Source organism: Arthrobacter sp. FW306-06-A, assembly GCF_021870055.1.
GTDB lineage: Bacteria > Actinomycetota > Actinomycetes > Actinomycetales > Micrococcaceae > Arthrobacter.
This window is the reverse complement of record NZ_CP084552.1, coordinates 651,539-667,578: the sequence shown is the minus strand read 5'-3', so window position 1 is coordinate 667,578 and position 16,040 is coordinate 651,539. Positions and strand designations below refer to the sequence as shown.

17 protein-coding genes and 1 pseudogene are annotated in these 16,040 nt (G+C 65.9%); 6 read left to right on the top strand and 12 right to left on the bottom strand.

Annotated elements, in window-relative coordinates:
- Window positions 1-6: 6 nt before the first annotated feature.
- The 5 genes from LFT49_RS03325 to LFT49_RS03305 form a co-directional block, all read right to left on the bottom strand.
- On the bottom strand, window positions 7-147 hold the full coding sequence (locus LFT49_RS03325; protein WP_236800908.1) for a hypothetical protein: 141 nt from the start codon (window positions 145-147) through the stop codon (window positions 7-9).
- 156 nt (window positions 148-303) lie between these two features.
- A complete protein-coding gene (locus LFT49_RS03320) occupies window positions 304-726 on the bottom strand; it encodes a DUF3151 domain-containing protein (RefSeq protein WP_237429740.1) in 423 nt (140 codons plus the stop codon).
- Window positions 727-1,746, bottom strand: a complete 1,020-nt coding sequence (gene fbaA / locus LFT49_RS03315; RefSeq protein WP_237429739.1) for a class II fructose-bisphosphate aldolase — start codon at window positions 1,744-1,746, stop codon at window positions 727-729. It abuts the gene before it with no gap.
- 186 nt (window positions 1,747-1,932) lie between these two features.
- The gene (locus LFT49_RS03310) at window positions 1,933-2,694 is read right to left on the bottom strand and encodes a hypothetical protein (RefSeq protein WP_237429738.1); all 762 of its coding nucleotides are present in this window, start codon (window positions 2,692-2,694) and stop codon (window positions 1,933-1,935) included.
- Between the two features lie 233 nt (window positions 2,695-2,927).
- A complete protein-coding gene (locus tag LFT49_RS03305; protein WP_236800901.1) occupies window positions 2,928-3,587 on the bottom strand; it encodes a TrmH family RNA methyltransferase in 660 nt (219 codons plus the stop codon).
- A 70-nt stretch (window positions 3,588-3,657) separates the two neighbouring features.
- Between LFT49_RS03305 and LFT49_RS03300 the strand changes: the two genes are divergently transcribed.
- A complete protein-coding gene (locus LFT49_RS03300) occupies window positions 3,658-4,494 on the top strand; it encodes an HAD-IIA family hydrolase (RefSeq protein ID WP_236800900.1) in 837 nt (278 codons plus the stop codon).
- Here LFT49_RS03300 and LFT49_RS03295 read toward each other — a convergent pair.
- The 5 genes and pseudogenes from LFT49_RS03295 to LFT49_RS03275 form a co-directional block, all read right to left on the bottom strand.
- Window positions 4,491-5,531 carry an alpha/beta hydrolase gene (locus LFT49_RS03295; protein WP_236800899.1) on the bottom strand — a complete coding sequence of 347 codons (1,041 nt, stop codon included), beginning with the start codon at window positions 5,529-5,531 and terminating at the stop codon, window positions 4,491-4,493. The two genes, LFT49_RS03300 and LFT49_RS03295, sit on opposite strands and share 4 nt — an antisense overlap.
- Window positions 5,532-5,599: 68 nt before the next feature.
- A complete protein-coding gene (locus LFT49_RS03290) occupies window positions 5,600-6,220 on the bottom strand; it encodes a hypothetical protein (protein WP_237429737.1) in 621 nt (206 codons plus the stop codon).
- Window positions 6,221-6,301: 81 nt separating this feature from the next.
- Complete coding sequence (locus LFT49_RS03285) at window positions 6,302-7,048, bottom strand: GAF and ANTAR domain-containing protein (protein WP_236800897.1); 747 nt, start codon at window positions 7,046-7,048, stop codon at window positions 6,302-6,304.
- A gap of 119 nt (window positions 7,049-7,167) precedes the next feature.
- Window positions 7,168-7,752, bottom strand: coding sequence for an orotate phosphoribosyltransferase (gene pyrE, locus LFT49_RS03280; protein ID WP_200830744.1), 585 nt, complete (start codon window positions 7,750-7,752; stop codon window positions 7,168-7,170).
- A 96-nt stretch (window positions 7,753-7,848) separates the two neighbouring features.
- A pseudogene (locus tag LFT49_RS03275) lies at window positions 7,849-9,006 on the bottom strand (FAD-dependent oxidoreductase); the annotation flags it as partial.
- A 120-nt stretch (window positions 9,007-9,126) separates the two neighbouring features.
- Here LFT49_RS03275 and nadE point away from each other — a divergent pair.
- A complete protein-coding gene (gene nadE, locus LFT49_RS03270; RefSeq protein ID WP_237429736.1) occupies window positions 9,127-9,981 on the top strand; it encodes an ammonia-dependent NAD(+) synthetase in 855 nt (284 codons plus the stop codon).
- A gap of 104 nt (window positions 9,982-10,085) precedes the next feature.
- Here the strand turns inward: nadE and LFT49_RS03265 are convergent, their stop codons facing one another.
- Complete coding sequence (locus LFT49_RS03265) at window positions 10,086-10,880, bottom strand: IclR family transcriptional regulator (protein ID WP_237429735.1); 795 nt, start codon at window positions 10,878-10,880, stop codon at window positions 10,086-10,088.
- Window positions 10,881-11,046: 166 nt separating this feature from the next.
- On the opposite strand from LFT49_RS03265, the gene LFT49_RS03260 reads away from it, so the two are divergent.
- From LFT49_RS03260 to LFT49_RS03245, 4 genes are read left to right on the top strand one after another with little or no spacing between them, the layout of a single operon-like run.
- Window positions 11,047-11,763 carry a CoA transferase subunit A gene (locus LFT49_RS03260; protein WP_237429734.1) on the top strand — a complete coding sequence of 239 codons (717 nt, stop codon included), beginning with the start codon at window positions 11,047-11,049 and terminating at the stop codon, window positions 11,761-11,763.
- A 59-nt stretch (window positions 11,764-11,822) separates the two neighbouring features.
- Window positions 11,823-13,262, top strand: coding sequence for a short-chain fatty acid transporter (locus LFT49_RS03255; RefSeq protein ID WP_237429733.1), 1,440 nt, complete (start codon window positions 11,823-11,825; stop codon window positions 13,260-13,262).
- A 30-nt stretch (window positions 13,263-13,292) separates the two neighbouring features.
- On the top strand, window positions 13,293-13,964 hold the full coding sequence (locus tag LFT49_RS03250) for a CoA transferase subunit B (protein WP_237429732.1): 672 nt from the start codon (window positions 13,293-13,295) through the stop codon (window positions 13,962-13,964).
- Entirely contained in the window at window positions 13,961-15,145 is a 1,185-nt protein-coding gene (locus LFT49_RS03245; RefSeq protein WP_237429731.1) for an acetyl-CoA acetyltransferase, read from the top strand. Before LFT49_RS03250 ends, LFT49_RS03245 begins: the two co-directional genes overlap by 4 nt.
- A 179-nt stretch (window positions 15,146-15,324) precedes the next feature.
- On the opposite strand, the gene LFT49_RS03240 is transcribed toward LFT49_RS03245, so the two are convergent.
- Window positions 15,325-15,888 (bottom strand): GlcG/HbpS family heme-binding protein, encoded by a 564-nt coding sequence (locus LFT49_RS03240; RefSeq protein ID WP_237429730.1) that lies wholly within the window; start codon window positions 15,886-15,888, stop codon window positions 15,325-15,327.
- Window positions 15,889-16,040 lie beyond the last annotated feature (152 nt).

Below are 16,040 nucleotides of genomic sequence, written 5' to 3'. Positions count from 1 at the left end.
CGGCGCTCAGCCTGTGGCGTCGGAGTCGGTAAACGAAATTCCCGGTGCCGATTCGTCTTCGGCTTCAACCCAGGTGGTGAAGTCGGCGTACGACATCCAGGAGTAGTAGTCACAGAACCTGAGACACGCTTTTTCCTGCTTTCCCACGCTTCGCGCAGCTCCTCCTTTCTTCCTCTAGCCCTTTGATTCTTTTAACCGAAATCAGGGACGGCGCATTCCAGTCCAGGGACGACGGCGGGCGGTCACCTTTTCGCCAAAAGGTGACCGCCCGCCGTCGTCATATATGGAACCCTCGGTGGGGACTTAGGAGCCTTCGATGGCTGTCTTTGCCTTGGGGTCGGAATCGTTGAGGAACTTCTCGATCCGCTCCGGTTCGTCCGCCTCACCGATGGCGGCCGACGCCCTGCCCAGGGAGTAGAGCGCGCGCAGGAACCCCCGGTTGGGCTCGTGCTCCCACGGGATGGGTCCGACGCCGCGCCAGCCGTTGCGCCGCAGCGCATCCAGGCCGCGGTGATAGCCCACCCGAGAGTAGGCGTAGGAGTCGATGGTGCGCCCCTCCGCCCATGCTTCCTCGGCCAGGATGGCCCACAGCAGCGAGGACGTGGGGTGCCTTTCCACCAGGTCCAGGGCTTCCTGCCCGGCCTCCAGCTGTCCGTACACCTCGGTTTCGGCGGGCAGGAGCGTGGGCTCCGGCCCCATCAGGTTCCGGCGGAACTCGTCCGACATCTAGAAGGTCTTTCCGGCCGAGCCGAGCTGCTTGGTGGCTTCCACCACGCGGGCTGCGAGGCCGGCTTCGGCGGAGGCGCCCCAGACACGGGGGTCGTAGGTCTTCTTGTTGCCCACTTCTCCGTCAACCTTCAGGACGCCGTCGTAGTTCTTGAACATGTGGTCCGCCACCGGGCGGGTGTAGGCGTACTGGGTGTCGGTGTCGATGTTCATCTTGATCACGCCGTACGAAACAGCGTCCGCGATTTCCTGGTCCGAGGAGCCGGAGCCGCCGTGGAACACCAGGTCAAACGGGTTCTGCTTGCCGATCTTGGCACCAACCTGGGCCTGGATGTCCTTGAGGATCTCCGGGCGCAGCTTGACGCCGCCGGGCTTGTAGACGCCGTGGACGTTGCCGAAGGTGAGGGCGGTGATGTAGCGGCCGTTCTCGCCGGCGCCCAGGGCATCGATCGTAGCCAGGGCGTCCTCAACCGTGGTGTACAGCTTGTCGTTGATGGCGTTCTCCACGCCGTCTTCCTCGCCGCCGACGGTGCCGATTTCAACCTCGAGGATCATCTTGGCAGCCGCGGTGCGGGCCAGCAGGTCACGGGCGATCCGCAGGTTTTCCTGCAGGGTCTCGGCGGAGCCGTCCCACATGTGGGAGTTGAACAGCGGGTTGCGGCCGGCCTTGACCTCAGCTTCGGAAGCCTCGAGCAGGGGCAGGACGAAGCCGTCCAGCTTGTCCTTGGGGCAGTGGTCCGTGTGCAGGGCGACGTTCACGCCGTAGTTCTTGGCAACCTCGCGGGCAAAAGCCGCGAAACCCAGGGAACCGGCCACCATGTCCTTGGTGGACGCGCCGGACCAGTAGGCCGCACCGCCGGTGGAAACCTGGACGATGCCGTCGGACTCGGCCTCGGCGAAGCCACGGAGGGCTGCGTTAAGCGTCTGCGAGGACGTGACGTTCACGGCCGGGTATGCGAAGCCGCCCGCCTTCGCACGGTCGATCATTTCGGAGTAGATCTCTGGGGTTGCAATGGGCATGCTGGCTCCTCTGCTGAGTTTCGTCTGTGGGTGGAAGACCCTCAAGTAGACCGCTTACGGCTTGGCACCATCCTAGCCATTAGCGGGCCGGGAGTGCTCTGGGTTACGCCCCACCGGCCCACCTACCACCTCCACCCACCCCCGCGAGATGGCACTTGACGGCAATGCCGGGGGCGGGGATTGCCGTCATCTGCCATCTCGCGTCCAGCCGCGGCTCTGCAGCGCCTCCCGCACCTTGCGTACGACGGCGGGCCTGTCACCTTCCAGGTGTTGCTCCTCCCCTGCGTGGTGCCCGCCGTCGTACTGCAGCGCGATGCCCCACTGCGGATAGGCAGCGTCAGGCCAGAGCGAAGGAATCCCCCCTTGGTCGAACAGGACGTGGTTCAGGACCGGTTCCGGCAAGCCGGCGTCAATCAGCGCGAGCCGCATGTGTGTTTCCGGGGCGGAGTCGGCGCCTACCCGCACCAATTCGATCGCTTCCCGGGCTGTCTTTATGCCCCGCATGCCCCCATGCCTGCTGATGACGTCCCGGAGTGCGTCAAGGCCGCACAGCGCCTCCCTCGGACGCGGAAAGCCCGGCCCGTGGGAGCACACCAAGTAATCTCCAGCGGCCACAAGGTCCTGCACCGCCAGCACGGAGGCCAGGTCCAGCCAGGTCCGCGCAGGCGAGGTGACCCTGACGCCGTCGTACTCCCGTACCTCGTCCGGCAGGAAAGAGAGCAGATGGCCCACGACGTTGGAGCGGCGCGGGAAGCTGAATCCGCGCCGGCGGGCCAAGTGGATCCGCCAGTCGCCGCCCGGCCCTGGCGGCAACGGTACTCCCCAAACATGTGCGGCAGAGAGGGACGTCAGAATGGACGTGTCATCAAGTTCTGTGTACGCGCGCAACGCTGCAGCACCGGCGGCACCGCAGTGGACCGGCATCCGGATGCCCCTCGAAACGGTCACCAAATCCTTCGCCGCGGTTCGCGTGCGCGTGACCCCCGCCTTATCGGAAGCACGCAGCGAAAAAGTTCCTGTGGTCAGATGCTCTGGAAGGCTCGCCCTGCGCATGCCCCATTCTGGCGCGTTACGGAGGCCCCGCAGAGGTTATCCACAGGCTCGCGGACGACGGACCCGCGAGTTGGCACTTAACGGCAATCATCGGCTCCGCGACTGCCGTTAAGTGCCATCTCGCGGGGTTAGGAGACGTGCTGGTTGAAGACGTGCCGGCGGATCCAGGCGTGCATGGCGATCGCGGCGGCGGAGGCGGCGTTGATGGACCGGGTGGAGCCGAACTGTTCGATGGACAGGGTGGCGACGGCGGCGTGGTGGACTTCCGGGGTGAGGCCAGGCCCCTCCTGTCCGAAGACCAGCACGCAGTCGCGGGGCAGTTCGTACGTTTCCAGGGGCACCGAGTCCGGGAAGATATCGATCCCGATGATCGCCAGCCCTTCCCCCTGCGCCCACTGGACAAAGTCCTCGACGGTGGGGTGGTGGCGAACATGCTGGTAGCGGTCGGTGACCATGGCGCCGCGCCGGTTCCACCGCCGTCGACCGATGATGTGAACTTCCTTGGCGAGGAAGGCGTTGGCGGTGCGGACCACGGTGCCGATGTTCAGGTCGTGCTGCCAGTTCTCGATGGCCACGTGGAAGTTGTGCCGCCGGGAGTCCAGTTCCGCGACGATCGCCTCGTGCTTCCAGTAGCGGTATTTGTCCAGGACGTTGCGCCGGTCGCCGTCGGCAAGGAGGTCGGGGTCCCAGTGGTCGCCTTCGGGCAGTTCCCCTTCCCAGGGCCCGACGCCGACCTCCGCCTTTGCGGGTTCGGCCTCCCCGGGCGCGTGGTCGGGTTCGTCTGTCATGCCGGGCGTTTGGTTCACCCTTCAACACTAGACTGGACTCTTCGGGCAACCATCACAGGCGGAGGCAGGCATGGCAGAAGCAGACGAGGTAACAGGCAACCCGGCGGTATACCGCAGCGGCCAGGAGATCGAGTGCTGGCTGACGGACATGGACGGCGTCCTGGTCCACGAAAACCAGCCCATCCCGGGAGCCGCGGAACTGATCCAGCGCTGGGTGGATACCTCAAAGCGCTTCCTGGTGCTGACCAACAACTCCATCTTCACTCCCCGCGACCTTGCCGCCCGCCTCCGCTCTTCCGGCCTGGAGATTCCGGAAGAGAACATCTGGACGTCGGCCCTTGCCACGGCCCAGTTCCTGAAGGACCAGGTGTCCGCCGGGGGCTCGGAATCCGGGAACCGCGCCTACACGATCGGCGAGGCAGGGCTGACGACGGCGCTGCACGAGGCGGGCTTCATCCTGACCGACCAGAACCCGGACTTCGTGGTGCTCGGCGAGACCCGCACGTACTCCTTCGAAGCGATCACCATGGCTATCCGCCTGATCCTCGCCGGTGCCCGGTTCATCGCCACCAACCCCGATGCCACGGGCCCTTCCAAGGACGGCCCGATGCCCGCCACCGGCGCCATCGCGGCCCTGATCACCAAGGCGACGGGCCGCGAGCCGTACATCGTGGGCAAGCCGAACCCCATGATGTTCCGCTCAGCGATGAACCAGATCGACGCCCATTCCGAAACCACCGCCATGATTGGTGACCGGATGGATACGGACATCATTGCCGGCATGGAGGCAGGGCTGCACACGGTCCTGGTCCTGAGCGGCATCACGCACAAGGACGACATCGCTGCATACCCGTTCCGGCCCAACCAGGTGCTGAACTCGGTGGCGGACCTGAAGAACCAGATCTAGAAGATGCTGACCCGGGAACCGCCCCGGGGCAGGGGGAAGTACTCGTCCAGCAGTTCCGTCAACAGGGGCCGGTAGATCTGCGGATTCCAGCCCGGGCTGGCGTGCGCGGGGGCAGCCCCGATGGTCTGCAGGTTGCTGGAAACCATGTTGTCCTTGAACACCACGGCCCAGGTTTCGGAGGCGGTCTCGTAGTCCACTGTGCCGTCCTTGGGGTTGCCGATGTAGGCCATCTTGGCTGTGCCAAGATGGCCGGCAAACTGGCTTCCCTCGAAGTGGTAGATGTAGGCGGACTCCGTCTGGACCAGGACATTGGACGGGGCGATCGGCGACAGCTGCTCCAGCGTCTGGTTCAGGATCTGGCGCCAGCTCCGTTCGTCCTTGTGGATGATCCGTTCCCCCAGTTCATACCCGCCACGGAGGGTGGACGGGAACCTGACACCGCTCTCGTAGAGGAACACCACGCCGTCGAACCAGCTCTGGTCCAGGACGTCGTGCGCGCTGTAAGGGCTGGAGTCCAGGAGGATGAACTGTACCTGGATTTCCTGCAAGGCCAGCAGCCGCGCAGCCACCTGCGTTGCCAGCATCCCGCCAAAGCTGTGTCCGTAAAAGAACAGCTTGGTGATCTTCTCCGCGGCAACGTAGTCGGTGATGGCGTTGACCACCTCGGTGATGTTCAGGCCCAGGTTGGAATATCCGACGGCGGCGAGCCGGGCCCGCTTGTTCAGCGAGCCCCGCATGGTGTTGAGGATCCACTGAGCCTCTTCCCAGCTGGTTTTGTAGCCCGGGAACAAGAACCAGCTGGCGTCCGGATAGTAGGCGTCGGCGAAGTCGTCGGCCACCGTGAGGATCCTGGTGCTGCGGCGCTGCGACTGCACTTGGCGGGTTACCAGCATGTCCGCCGCCAGCAGTCCGGACGCCCCCGCACCGGCCAGGAAGCTGCGCCGCGAAAAGCGCTTCAGGGCAGCCGCGTCCGCCAGCAGCCGGGCGTCTGAGACCCAGCGCCGGCCCTGCGGACCAACCTCCCCCTCATACGGCACACTCCTACCGTAAGCCCAGGGAAAGTTACCGCCGCAACGGGCGGAGGTAAACGTTTAGTGACGGGAGGTCAGCTGGCAGCTTGGCCCTCCGCAGCGGGGAACGGCGCGTGGGGTTCCTGCCGGCGGCGGAGGATTTCCAGGCCGATGTCGTTGTAGCGGCCCAGCAGGTCCGCGCCGTCGAGGGCTCCCGGGGTGTCCAGGAGCGCGAAGACCGCGTCACTCCCCTGGAGCAGTTCCTCGTCCGAGTATTCGGTCAGCGGGCGGCCGTACAGTTCCTCGATCCACATGACGGGCAACTGGGGGAACTCGCCGGCAAACTCGCCGCCGGGGAAAAGCTCACGGACGTCGTCGTCCATCAGGAGCGGCTGGCGGCTGCCGGCGTCCTCCGGGGCCCAGTCATGCGCGGCGGGGGCGAGCTGAAGTCCCACTGAGGCGGAAGGAGCCCCCAGCAATGAGTTGGTGGCAATAGCGTTGAGATCTGTCCGAAGCCCTGCCAGTGCGGAGGACTCAATAAGCTCGGCCTGCGAAAGGTCAACGCAGATGCGGCATCGGATGCCCATCCTCCGGACACGGCGGATGATGCGGACCAGTTCAGCACGGGTGTCGTGGTGAAGGGCCCCCCGGACTTCAATCCGGACGATGTCGGCAGGGACATCCAGGTTAACGAGTGCGTCTAATGCGCGGTCCATAGGTACTCCAAAAGAGGTCTATGGCCGACGGCTCAACCTCCGCAAGCGTAACCCCCGTGGGAGCCCCCGCACAACCCGCCCTCACGCGCCGGGGCCCGACCCGACCTTTCCCGGCTCCTGGTAGTAGGTGCGTGTTCCGGCGCCGCCCACCGAATCAACCAACGACTTGGCGATGTCCCGCAGCTTGGTGTTGCTGTTGCTCGACGCCTCGGTGAGGATTTCCACGGCGGCCTCCTGGCTGCAGCGGTTCTGCGCCATGACGATGCCCACTGCGATGTCGATGATGGTGCGCGATTCGAGGGTGGCTTTGAGGTTGGTCGCGCTGTCCGCGTGCAGGGAGAACCTGACGGCCAGGCGCAGGGCCTGCGAGATCTCCCGGGTGAAGTCCCTGGCCCTCTCCGCCGCCTGCCCGTCGAACTTGTGGTCGACGTCTGAGTATAGGTTCAGGGCCGCCCTGGCTTCCCCCTGCAGGTTGAAGGGCAGGGAAAAGACGGAACGCAGCCCATAGGAGGCAACCGCCGTCGCGTAATCGGGGCCCCAGCGGTCCTCCTGCAGCAGGTCCGGAACGTAGACTTCCCGTTCTTCCTTCGCGGCAGTCAGGCACGGACCCTGGGATAGCGAGTACTGGATTTCGTCCACTTCCCGTGCGGAGGGGCTGCTCCAGCCAATGGTGGCTGCCTTGCGGTCGCGGAGCAAAGTGATGCCGCACAGGGCATCGTCACCGTCCCCTGCCATCTGGTGGGCAGAGAACCGGGCAAGTTCGTTAAGGAAATCCTCGAAATCAGCGCTTTCCAGGATCAGGTTCTGCACCTGGTCGGTCGCGCTCAAGGGCTGTTCTGGGGGGAGCAAGATGCGTGGTCTCCAAGCAACTAAAAAGTGTTAACGCACATCATAAATCAGCGCCAACACAGCAGCCAATGGCTGGCAGCGTGCGCCCACGCCTCTGGCTAGTCCAGACCCAGTTCGTCCTTGCCGAACGCGAACAGGTAGGGCACACCGGTTTCGGCTTCAATCTTTTCCTTGGCGCCGGTGTCGCGGTCCACAATCACGGCTACCGCCACGACATTGCCGCCGGCTTTCCGGACGCCTTCCACCGCCGTCAGCGCGGACCCGCCCGTGGTGGAGGTGTCCTCCAGGACCAGCACTTTGCGGCCCTCGACGGACGGGCCTTCAACCTGGCGGCCCATGCCGTAGGACTTCTGCGCCTTGCGGACCACGAACGCGTCAACGGTGCGGCCGGCGTCGGCGGCGGCGTGCATCACGGCGGTGCCCACGGGGTCCGCGCCCATGGTCAGCCCGCCGGCGCACTCAAAGTCGATCCCGGCGTCGTCCGCCAGCGCCAGCATGACCTGGCCCACCAGCTTGGACGCCTCGTGGTGCAGCGTGATGCGGCGAAGATCGATGTAGTAATCGGCCTCGGCCCCGCTGGAGAGGATCACCTTGCCGCGGACCACGGCGAGTTCCTTGATCAGTTCGAGCAGTCGGGCGCGGGCAGCTGCGGTGTCTACCGCAGTGTCAGTGGGCGAAGTCATGGCTTCAAGTTTAGTGGGTGGCCGGGCCGTGAGCGGGCGCGCGAAGGCCGGCGCATGCTCCGGTCGCGGTCCGAACGCGATGACGCGCGGGAGGAGACGCTTCACTACGGGGTTGTGGCGCAGGATAAAGAAGATCGCACGCTGGATCAGGAACCTGGCGCCCGACCCCTTGCCGGCCAGCATGTCGCCGGACAGCTTCCCGTCGAAGAGCGGAACGAACACCACCCGGTGCATGATGCGCTGCACGGTCTGCACCACCACCGTGGGCATGCGGCGGCGGCGCTGGATGGCTGCCAGGGTTTTGGTGCGCACATAACCCCGACGAAGGTCCGGGGCCAGCCGCTCCGCTGCCGCCACCGCATCCTGGATGGCGAGGTTGATGCCCACTCCTCCGGCTGGGGACATCGCGTGCGCGGCGTCCCCAATGCACAGGAAGCCGTCCACGTACCAGCGCCGCAGTCGGTTTAGTTTCACGTCCAACCAATGCAGGTCCTCCACGCTGCTGATGGAATCGACGCGGTCGGCAAGGTCCGGGCGGAGAGCCGCCACCCGCTGCCGGAACCGGTCCACCCCGCCAGCCCTGATCCTGGCATCAGAACCCTTCGGGGCAAGGTATCCCATCTGGTAATAGTTGGTGCGGTTGAGGGCAATCATGGCATCCCGGTTACCCAGCGAGGGCACCACTCCCGCCACTTCGCCCCTTTCTGAGGCGTGGCGCGGGAGCCTGAACCACCAGGTGTCAAAAGGCACCGGGTATTCCCGGGGGCGCATCCCCGCCGCCTGGCGCAGCACCGAATGCCGGCCGTCCGCCGCCACCACCACGTCCGCGTGCAGGACGTGCTCACTGGAAGTACCGACCTCCCGGTAGCGCACTCCGGTGACCCGCCCGCCGTCGAACTCCAAACCTGTTGCCTCACTCTCCATGAGCAGCGTGAACGTTGGTTCCTCGGCGGCTGCTGAGGCGAGGAAATCCAGGAAGTCCCACTGGGGCATCATGGCCACGTAGTTGTACGGGGGCTTCAGGGAGTCAAAGGCCGCAAGGGTGACCAGTCCGGCGCCGGGCACCGGGACGGCGACATTGCTCAGGCGGCTTTGCGGCAAGCTACGGAATCCTGCCCCCAAACCCAGTTCGTCGATCAGCCGGACGGTGGACGCGTGCACCGTGTCGCCGCGGAAATCCCGCAGGAAGTCACGGTGCTTCTCCATGACCGTCACGTTCACTCCGGCCCGCGCCAGCAGCAGGCCCAGCACCATTCCCGCCGGGCCGCCGCCCACCACGGCACACCCCGTCCGCTCCATGCGATTACGCTACGCCGCACAGGACCTCCCTGGAACAGTTGAGGGTTGTTGACAGTGCTGGCTAGGCTGGACCACATGCGCGAACTCCAGGCCAAGATCATTGAAGAAATGGGCGTTCAGCCCCGGATCGATCCCGCAGGGGAGGTGCGCAAACGCGTCACATTCCTCAAGGAATACCTCAAGGCCATGGGCACCAAGGGCTTTGTCCTGGGCATCTCGGGCGGCCTGGATTCATCCCTTGCCGGGAAGCTTGCGCAGCTGGCAGTGGATGAACTCGAGGCTGAAGGTATTGAGGCCAACTTCGTGGCCGTCCGCCTGCCCTACGGGGTGCAGCACGATGAGGAAGACGCCCAGGCAGCCCTGGACTTTATCAAGGCCAAGACGGAATGGACCTTCAACATCTCCGCGGCGGTGGATGGTTTCGAGGACGAGTTCGAGAAGACCGTGGGCTCGGAGATTTCCGACTTCCACAAGGGCAACACCAAGGCCCGCACCCGGATGATCGCCCAGTATGCGCTGGCCGGGGAGTTCAACTACCTGGTGCTCGGCACGGACCACGGCGCCGAGTCCGTCACGGGGTTCTTTACCAAGTACGGCGACGGCGGCGCGGACATCCTGCCCCTGTTCGGCCTCAACAAGCGGCAGAATCGGGCCCTGCTGGCCGAGCTGGGAGCGCCGGCGCGGGTCTGGGAGAAGGTCCCCACGGCCGACCTGCTCGATGACCGGCCGGGCCGCACGGACGAGGACGAACTGGGCCTCAGCTACGACCAGATCGACGACTACCTTGAAGGCCGCGAGGTTCCAGACGCCGTGGCCGAGTCCATCGAGCAGAAGTACCTGCGCACGCGCCACAAGCGCACGGTGCCGGTGACCATCTTTGACACCTGGTGGAAGGAAGAGGGCCCGGAGGAGCCCCGCGCGGGACTGTAGCCATCCCCCGGCACTGATTTTCACCACCTTTGGGGAGTACGACGGCGGGCCGCGCCGAAAAAGTGCGGCCCGCCGTCGTCGTTCGCTGCCATAGTTGGCGAGACTCAGCGGGTGCGCCGGCCGCCGTCGCCCCCGCCCAGCTGTTGGGTAATCCGGTGCGCCTCCGCCATCAGCAGGCCACCCAGCTCCTCCTGCCGCTCGGGCTTGAACCTCGGCTCGATGCCGGTCAGGGACAGCGCCCAGGCCGGCTTCCCGGACCGGTCGAAGACCGCGGCGCCCATCCCCCAGCTGCCCTCCAGGACCAGCCCGGGGTTCACCGAGTAGCCGGCCAGCCGGGTGCGGGCCAGGTTTTCCCGCACCAGCTGCGGAGTGTGGTGCGCGGCGAAGGCGCCGGCGTGTTCGCTCCAGCGGCCCAGCAATTCCTCCTGTTCGGCTTTCGGCAGGAAGGCCAGGATGGCCGTCCCCGCCGACGCTACTCCCAGCGGGAACCGCACCCCCTCGTGCAGGACGAAGGACCGGACCGGGAAGGTGCCTTCCTCACGCAGCAGGCAGACCGTCTCCGCCCCGCGGCGGATAGAGAAAAAGGCGCTCTCGCCCGTTGCCTGTGCCAGCCGGCGCAGGCTGGGCCGGGCAATGTCCTCCATGGGAAAGCGCGCCGAAGCCACCGACCCCATCAGCAGTATTTCCGGCCCCAGCACCCAGTTGCCCGTCACGGGGTCGTGGTCCAGGAGGCCTTCCGCGGCGAGGGATGCCAGGAGCCGGTGGACCGTGGGCCGGGTTAGGCCCGATTCGCGGACCAGGCCTGCCAGCGGCATGCCTTCGGCGCTGCGGCCCACCAGCCGCAGCAGTCCAGCGATGCGCGCCACCACCTGGGCACCCTGTACCGGCGTGCCAGCCATGAATCCTCCTTGTTGTCCACAATATGGATGCTTTTCATCCTAGTGTCCATACTGTAAGGCCGCAGCCAGTGATTCTTGACACTTCTGGCCAAGCGCCCGTAGTCTCCAAACTCAGATCCCAGGCGTCCACTTAGTGGACGACCGCCGCGCTCAACGAGGAGACGTCATGAAGAAACTCCAGGCTTCTGCTGCCACCGCCCTGGAAGGAGCCCTGCAGGACGGCATCACCCTCGCCGTCGGCGGGTTTGGCCTGAGCGGCATTCCCGCCGACCTGATCGAAGCCGTCCGGGACTCCGGTGTCCGGGACCTCACCGTGGTGTCCAACAACATGGGCGTGGACGGCAAGGGCCTGGGGATCCTGATCGAGGCAGGCCAGGTCCACAAGGTGATCGCCTCCTATGTCGGCGAAAACAAGCTGTTCGCCGAGCAGTACCTCGCCGGCAAGCTCGAGGTGGAGTTCACCCCGCAGGGCACCCTCGCCGAGCGGCTCCGCGCCGGCGGCGCCGGTATCCCGGCCTTCTACACCAAGACCGGCGTGGGCACCCTCGTGGCAGAAGGCAAGCCGCACCAGGTGTTCGACGGCGAAACGTACGTCCAGGAGCGCGCCATCCGGGCCGACGTCGCACTTGTCCACGCCCACACCGCGGACACGGACGGCAACCTGACCTACCGCTACACTGCCCGGAACTTCAACCCCGTTGTGGCGACCGCCGGAATCCTCACCGTCGCCGAGGCGGAAGTGATTGTGGAGTCCGGCCAACTGGACCCCAACCTCATCGTCACGCCCGGCGTCTTTGTCCAGAGGCTGGTGCAGGCAACGGACCGGGTCAAGGACATCGAGCAGCGGACCGTCCGGCAGCGCGCCGGGCTCATCCCGGCCTGACCGCCGCCTAAAGCGCGCCGCGCGCCCCACACCACGACTCGATGGAGAGAATCACCCTCATGACCGCCGTGCAATTCAACGACCAGGATGTCCGCCAGAAGGGCTTGGCCCGGATGGCTGAGAGGCTGGCCGGGTGGACACAGAAGTGGTTCCCTGACGCGTACATCTTTGCCCTGGCAGGCGTACTGCTGGTGGCCATCGCGGCGCTGGCCATCGGCGCCTCACCCAAAGCCGTGGTGGATTCCTTCGGCAACGGGTTCTGGGACCTCACCGCCTTCACCCTGCAGATGGCCATGGTGGTGCTGACCGGCTACGTTGTGGCCACCTCCCCGCCGGTGGCCCGGCTGATCGAGCGGCTGGCACAGGTTCCGAACTCGGCACGTTCGGCCGTCAGCTTCGTAGCCGTCCTGTCCATGTCCGTTTCCTTCGTCAACTGGGGATTGAGCCTGATCTTTGGCGGGCTCCTGGCGCGCGCGGTGGCCCGGCGAGCGGATCTGCATGTCGACTACCGGGCCCTTGGTGCGGCGGCCTTCATGGGGCTGGGCGCAGTCTGGGCGCTGGGCATGTCCTCCTCCGCCGCCCAGCTGCAGGCGACCAAGGCCTCCATCCCGCCGGCGCTGCTGAAGATCACCGGCGTCCTGGACTTCGGAACCACCATCTTCACCTGGCAGTCCCTGCTGACCCTGGCCATCCTGATGCTGCTGACCACCGTCATTGCGCACTTCTCCGCCCCAACCGGAGCCGGCGTCAAAACGGCAGCCGACCTCGGCGTCGACCTTGATGACCAGCCCGAACCGCCGGCCGAAAAGTCCCGGCCAGGCGAATGGCTCGAATACAGCAGGGTCCTGCCCATCCTGGCCGGCGTGCTGACCCTGGGCTGGCTGGTGTCCCAGCTGCTCACCCTGCCCATCCTGAGCGTTGTCAGTTCACTCAACGGATACCTGCTGGTCTTCCTGATGCTGGGACTGGTGCTGCACGGAACGCCGCGCAAGTTCCTCCAGTCAGTGACCAAAGCCGTCCCCGCCACTGCAGGAATCCTGGTGCAGTTCCCGCTCTACGCGGCAATGGCCGCCATCCTGACCAAAGCCACCGGCGCCGGCGGCCTCTCGGTGTCAGAACACCTGGCCCACTTCTTCACCAGCATCGGCGGCAACGGGGCATTCGCCGTCATCATCGCCATCTACACCGCCCTCCTGGGGATGTTCGTCCCCTCCGGCGGCGGAAAATGGCTGGTGGAGGCACCCTACGTCATGCAGTCCGCCACGGACGTGAACATGAACCTCGGCTGGACCGTACAGATCTACAACATGGCAGAGGCGCTGCCCAACCTCATCAACCCGTTCTTCATGCTGCCGCTGCTGGCCGTGCTGGGCCTGCGCGCCCGGGACCTGGTGGGCTTCACCTTCCAGCAGTTCCTCTTCCACCTTCCGGTGGTCCTGCTGCTGGCCTGGCTGCTGGGGATGACGTTCGATTTCGTGCCACCGGTAATACCCAACTGAGTACAGCTAACAAGACTAAGGAGAAACCCCATGGGATGGACCAGGGATGAAATGGCCGCCATCGCGGCGGAGGAACTGAACGACGGCGACTACGTGAACCTGGGAATCGGCATCCCCACGCTGGTGGCCAACAACCTGCCCGAGGGCGTGCGGGTAGTGCTCCAGAGCGAGAACGGCCTGTTGGGCATGGGCCCCTTCCCCTTTGAGGGCGAGGAGGACGCTGACCTGATCAACGCCGGCAAGCAAACCGTCACCGTTCTGCCCGGCGGGAGCATCTTCGACTCGGCCACCTCCTTCGGCATGATCCGCGGCGGCCACGTCAAAGTGGCCATCCTGGGCGCCATGCAGGTCTCCGGAAACGGAGACCTGGCCAACTGGACCATCCCGGGCAAGATGGTCAAGGGCATGGGCGGTGCCATGGACCTGGTGGCCGGCACCCCGCGCGTCGTGGTCCTCACCGAACACAACGCCAAGGATGGCACGGCCAAGATCGTGCGCGAATGCACGCTTCCGCTGACCGGGCTCAGCTGCGTGGACAGGATCATCAGCGACCTCGCCGTCTTCGACCTGAACAAGATGGACGACGGCGGGCGGCAGCTCACGCTGACCCGGCTGGCTCCGGGGGTCACGGTAGAGGAGATCCGGGAAAAGACCGAAGCCGGCTTCGAAGTGCGGCTCGATGAGAAGGAAGTGGCGGCATGAGCCTCAAGGAACAATTCGGCAAGGATGTCCTGATCACCGGCTGGGGCCACAGCCGGTTTGGCAAGCTGACGGAGGAAACCCTGGAGTCCCTGATCGTGCAGGTGGCTACCGAGGCCATCAGCACCGCCGGGATTGAGCCCGGCCAGATCGACGAAGTCTACGTGGGCCAGTTCAACTCCGGCATGATGCCACTGGCGTTCCCGTCCTCGCTGGCGCTGCAGGTCTCACCGGACCTGGCCAACGTCCCCGCCACCCGGGTGGAGAACGCCTGCGCCTCGGGATCGGCCGCGTTCCAGCAGGGCACCAAGTCGCTGCTGGCGGGGACCGCAAAGACTGTCCTGGTCATTGGCGCGGAAAAGATGACCCACGCCGGCGCCGACGTGGTGGGCGCCGGACTGCTCGGGGCCGACTACGACATGGCCGGCAAGCCCTCCACCACAGGTTTTACCGGCCTCTTCGCCGAGGTCGCGAAGCACTACGAGAAGCGCTACGGCCCGGTGTCCGACGTGCTGGGCACCATCGCGGCGAAGAACCACCGCAACGGCGTCGACAACCCCTATGCCCAACTCCGGAAGGACCTTGGCGAGGAATTCTGCCAGACCGTCTCGGACAAGAACCCGATGGTCGCCGATCCGTTGCGCCGCACCGACTGCTCCCCCGTGTCCGACGGCGCTGCCGCCGTCGTCCTCTCTAGGTCCGCCACCGGCGGCACCAACCCTGCCGTGCGGCTCGCCGGCTTTGGCCATGCGAATGACTTCTTCCCTGCCGCCCGCCGGGACCCCACCGCCTTCGAAGCCACCCGGGTTTCTTGGCAGCGCGCCCTGGCGATGGCCGGTGTTGGCATCCATGACCTGGACCTCGCAGAGGTCCACGACTGCTTCACGATCGCCGAACTGCTGATGTATGAGGCCATGGGCCTGGCAGAACCCGGCCAGGGCGCCCGTGCGCTGGAGGAAGGCTGGGTTTTCAAGGACGGAAAGCTGCCCGTCAACGTGTCCGGCGGCCTCAAATCCAAGGGCCACCCGGTTGGCGCAACCGGGGTATCCCAGCATGTCCTGGCAGCCATGCAGCTCACGGGGACCGCCGGCGACATGCAGCTGGCGGCTCCACGGCGGGCAGCCGTGCAGAACATGGGCGGCGTGGGTATCGCCAACTACGTCAGCATCCTCGAAGCCGTCTAGCTGGGGATATCCGCCCGTCGCGGGGCACTTTGATGCGGTACACCGGCCGTCCGGGGAATTACGACGGCGTGTCCGCGCCAAAGTGCCCCGACTCGGCATGGGAAGGGGCGGGTCAGGCGGAAGGCTGCGATTGACGTCCGCCTGACCCGCCGCATCCCTGCAGCCTACTTGCCTGCGTCCTACTTTCCTGCGCCCGCGATGGCTTCCGCGCCGGCGGTGGCGCAGGCTTCATCCAACGCGCCATCGGGAGCACCACCGACGCCGATGCCCGCCACGGACACGCCGTTGACCTTCAGCGGGACGCCGCCCGCCAGGAACAGAGTGCCTGGCAGGTCTGCAATGGACGGGCCGTTCCCAATAATCCGCTTGGCCAGTTCACTCGTGGGCGCACCGAACGCCGCGGCCGTGTACGCCTTCTGCTTTGCGGCTTCGATGGTGTGCTCCGCGGCGTTGTCCCCCCGGAGCAGGGCCTGGATGGTGCCGAACCGGTCCACGAGGGCCACGGTGACAAACGGGATCTTATCCGCCTGGCATTTGGCGAGGGCGGCGTTCACCGCGGTGAAGGAGGCGCCAACGGAAATCCGGTTCTGCTGGACAACAGTCCCGGGCGCAGGCTGGACGTCGACGGCGGGAACGGCCGCGGGCGCGGGTCCCGGCCCGGCGTTGGCGGCCGCCGTGGCCCCTGCGGTCAGGACGAGCGCGCCTGCTGCTGCGGCGGCGAATACTTTGTGGGACTTCTTCACGGTGACTCCCTGGAATCGGATTGGCTGGAGGATACGCATCAACCCTTCCGGGGGCGGCGTCGCCTGCCATCGGGCCTTAGGTTGCTTCCCGTTCAGACCAAAGGCCAGCCGTATCAGCCAAAAGGCTGAGGACCAGCAGAGGCGGGGGCAAT

Excerpts from the sequence above, each read along its gene's own strand:
- LFT49_RS03250 (WP_237429732.1), top strand. The coding sequence starts at position 13,293 with ATGGGATGGACCAGGGATGAAATGGCCGCCATCGCGGCGGAGGAACTG.
- LFT49_RS03300 (WP_236800900.1), top strand. The coding sequence starts at position 3,658 with ATGGCAGAAGCAGACGAGGTAACAGGCAACCCGGCGGTATACCGCAGC.
- LFT49_RS03245 (WP_237429731.1), top strand. The coding sequence starts at position 13,961 with ATGAGCCTCAAGGAACAATTCGGCAAGGATGTCCTGATCACCGGCTGG.
- fbaA (WP_237429739.1), bottom strand. The coding sequence starts at position 1,746 with ATGCCCATTGCAACCCCAGAGATCTACTCCGAAATGATCGACCGTGCG.
- LFT49_RS03290 (WP_237429737.1), bottom strand. The coding sequence starts at position 6,220 with ATGGACCGCGCATTAGACGCACTCGTTAACCTGGATGTCCCTGCCGAC.
- pyrE (WP_200830744.1), bottom strand. The coding sequence starts at position 7,752 with ATGACTTCGCCCACTGACACTGCGGTAGACACCGCAGCTGCCCGCGCC.
- LFT49_RS03265 (WP_237429735.1), bottom strand. The coding sequence starts at position 10,880 with ATGGCTGGCACGCCGGTACAGGGTGCCCAGGTGGTGGCGCGCATCGCT.
- LFT49_RS03255 (WP_237429733.1), top strand. The coding sequence starts at position 11,823 with ATGACCGCCGTGCAATTCAACGACCAGGATGTCCGCCAGAAGGGCTTG.
- LFT49_RS03305 (WP_236800901.1), bottom strand. The coding sequence starts at position 3,587 with ATGACAGACGAACCCGACCACGCGCCCGGGGAGGCCGAACCCGCAAAG.
- LFT49_RS03260 (WP_237429734.1), top strand. The coding sequence starts at position 11,047 with ATGAAGAAACTCCAGGCTTCTGCTGCCACCGCCCTGGAAGGAGCCCTG.
- nadE (WP_237429736.1), top strand. The coding sequence starts at position 9,127 with ATGCGCGAACTCCAGGCCAAGATCATTGAAGAAATGGGCGTTCAGCCC.
- LFT49_RS03320 (WP_237429740.1), bottom strand. The coding sequence starts at position 726 with ATGTCGGACGAGTTCCGCCGGAACCTGATGGGGCCGGAGCCCACGCTC.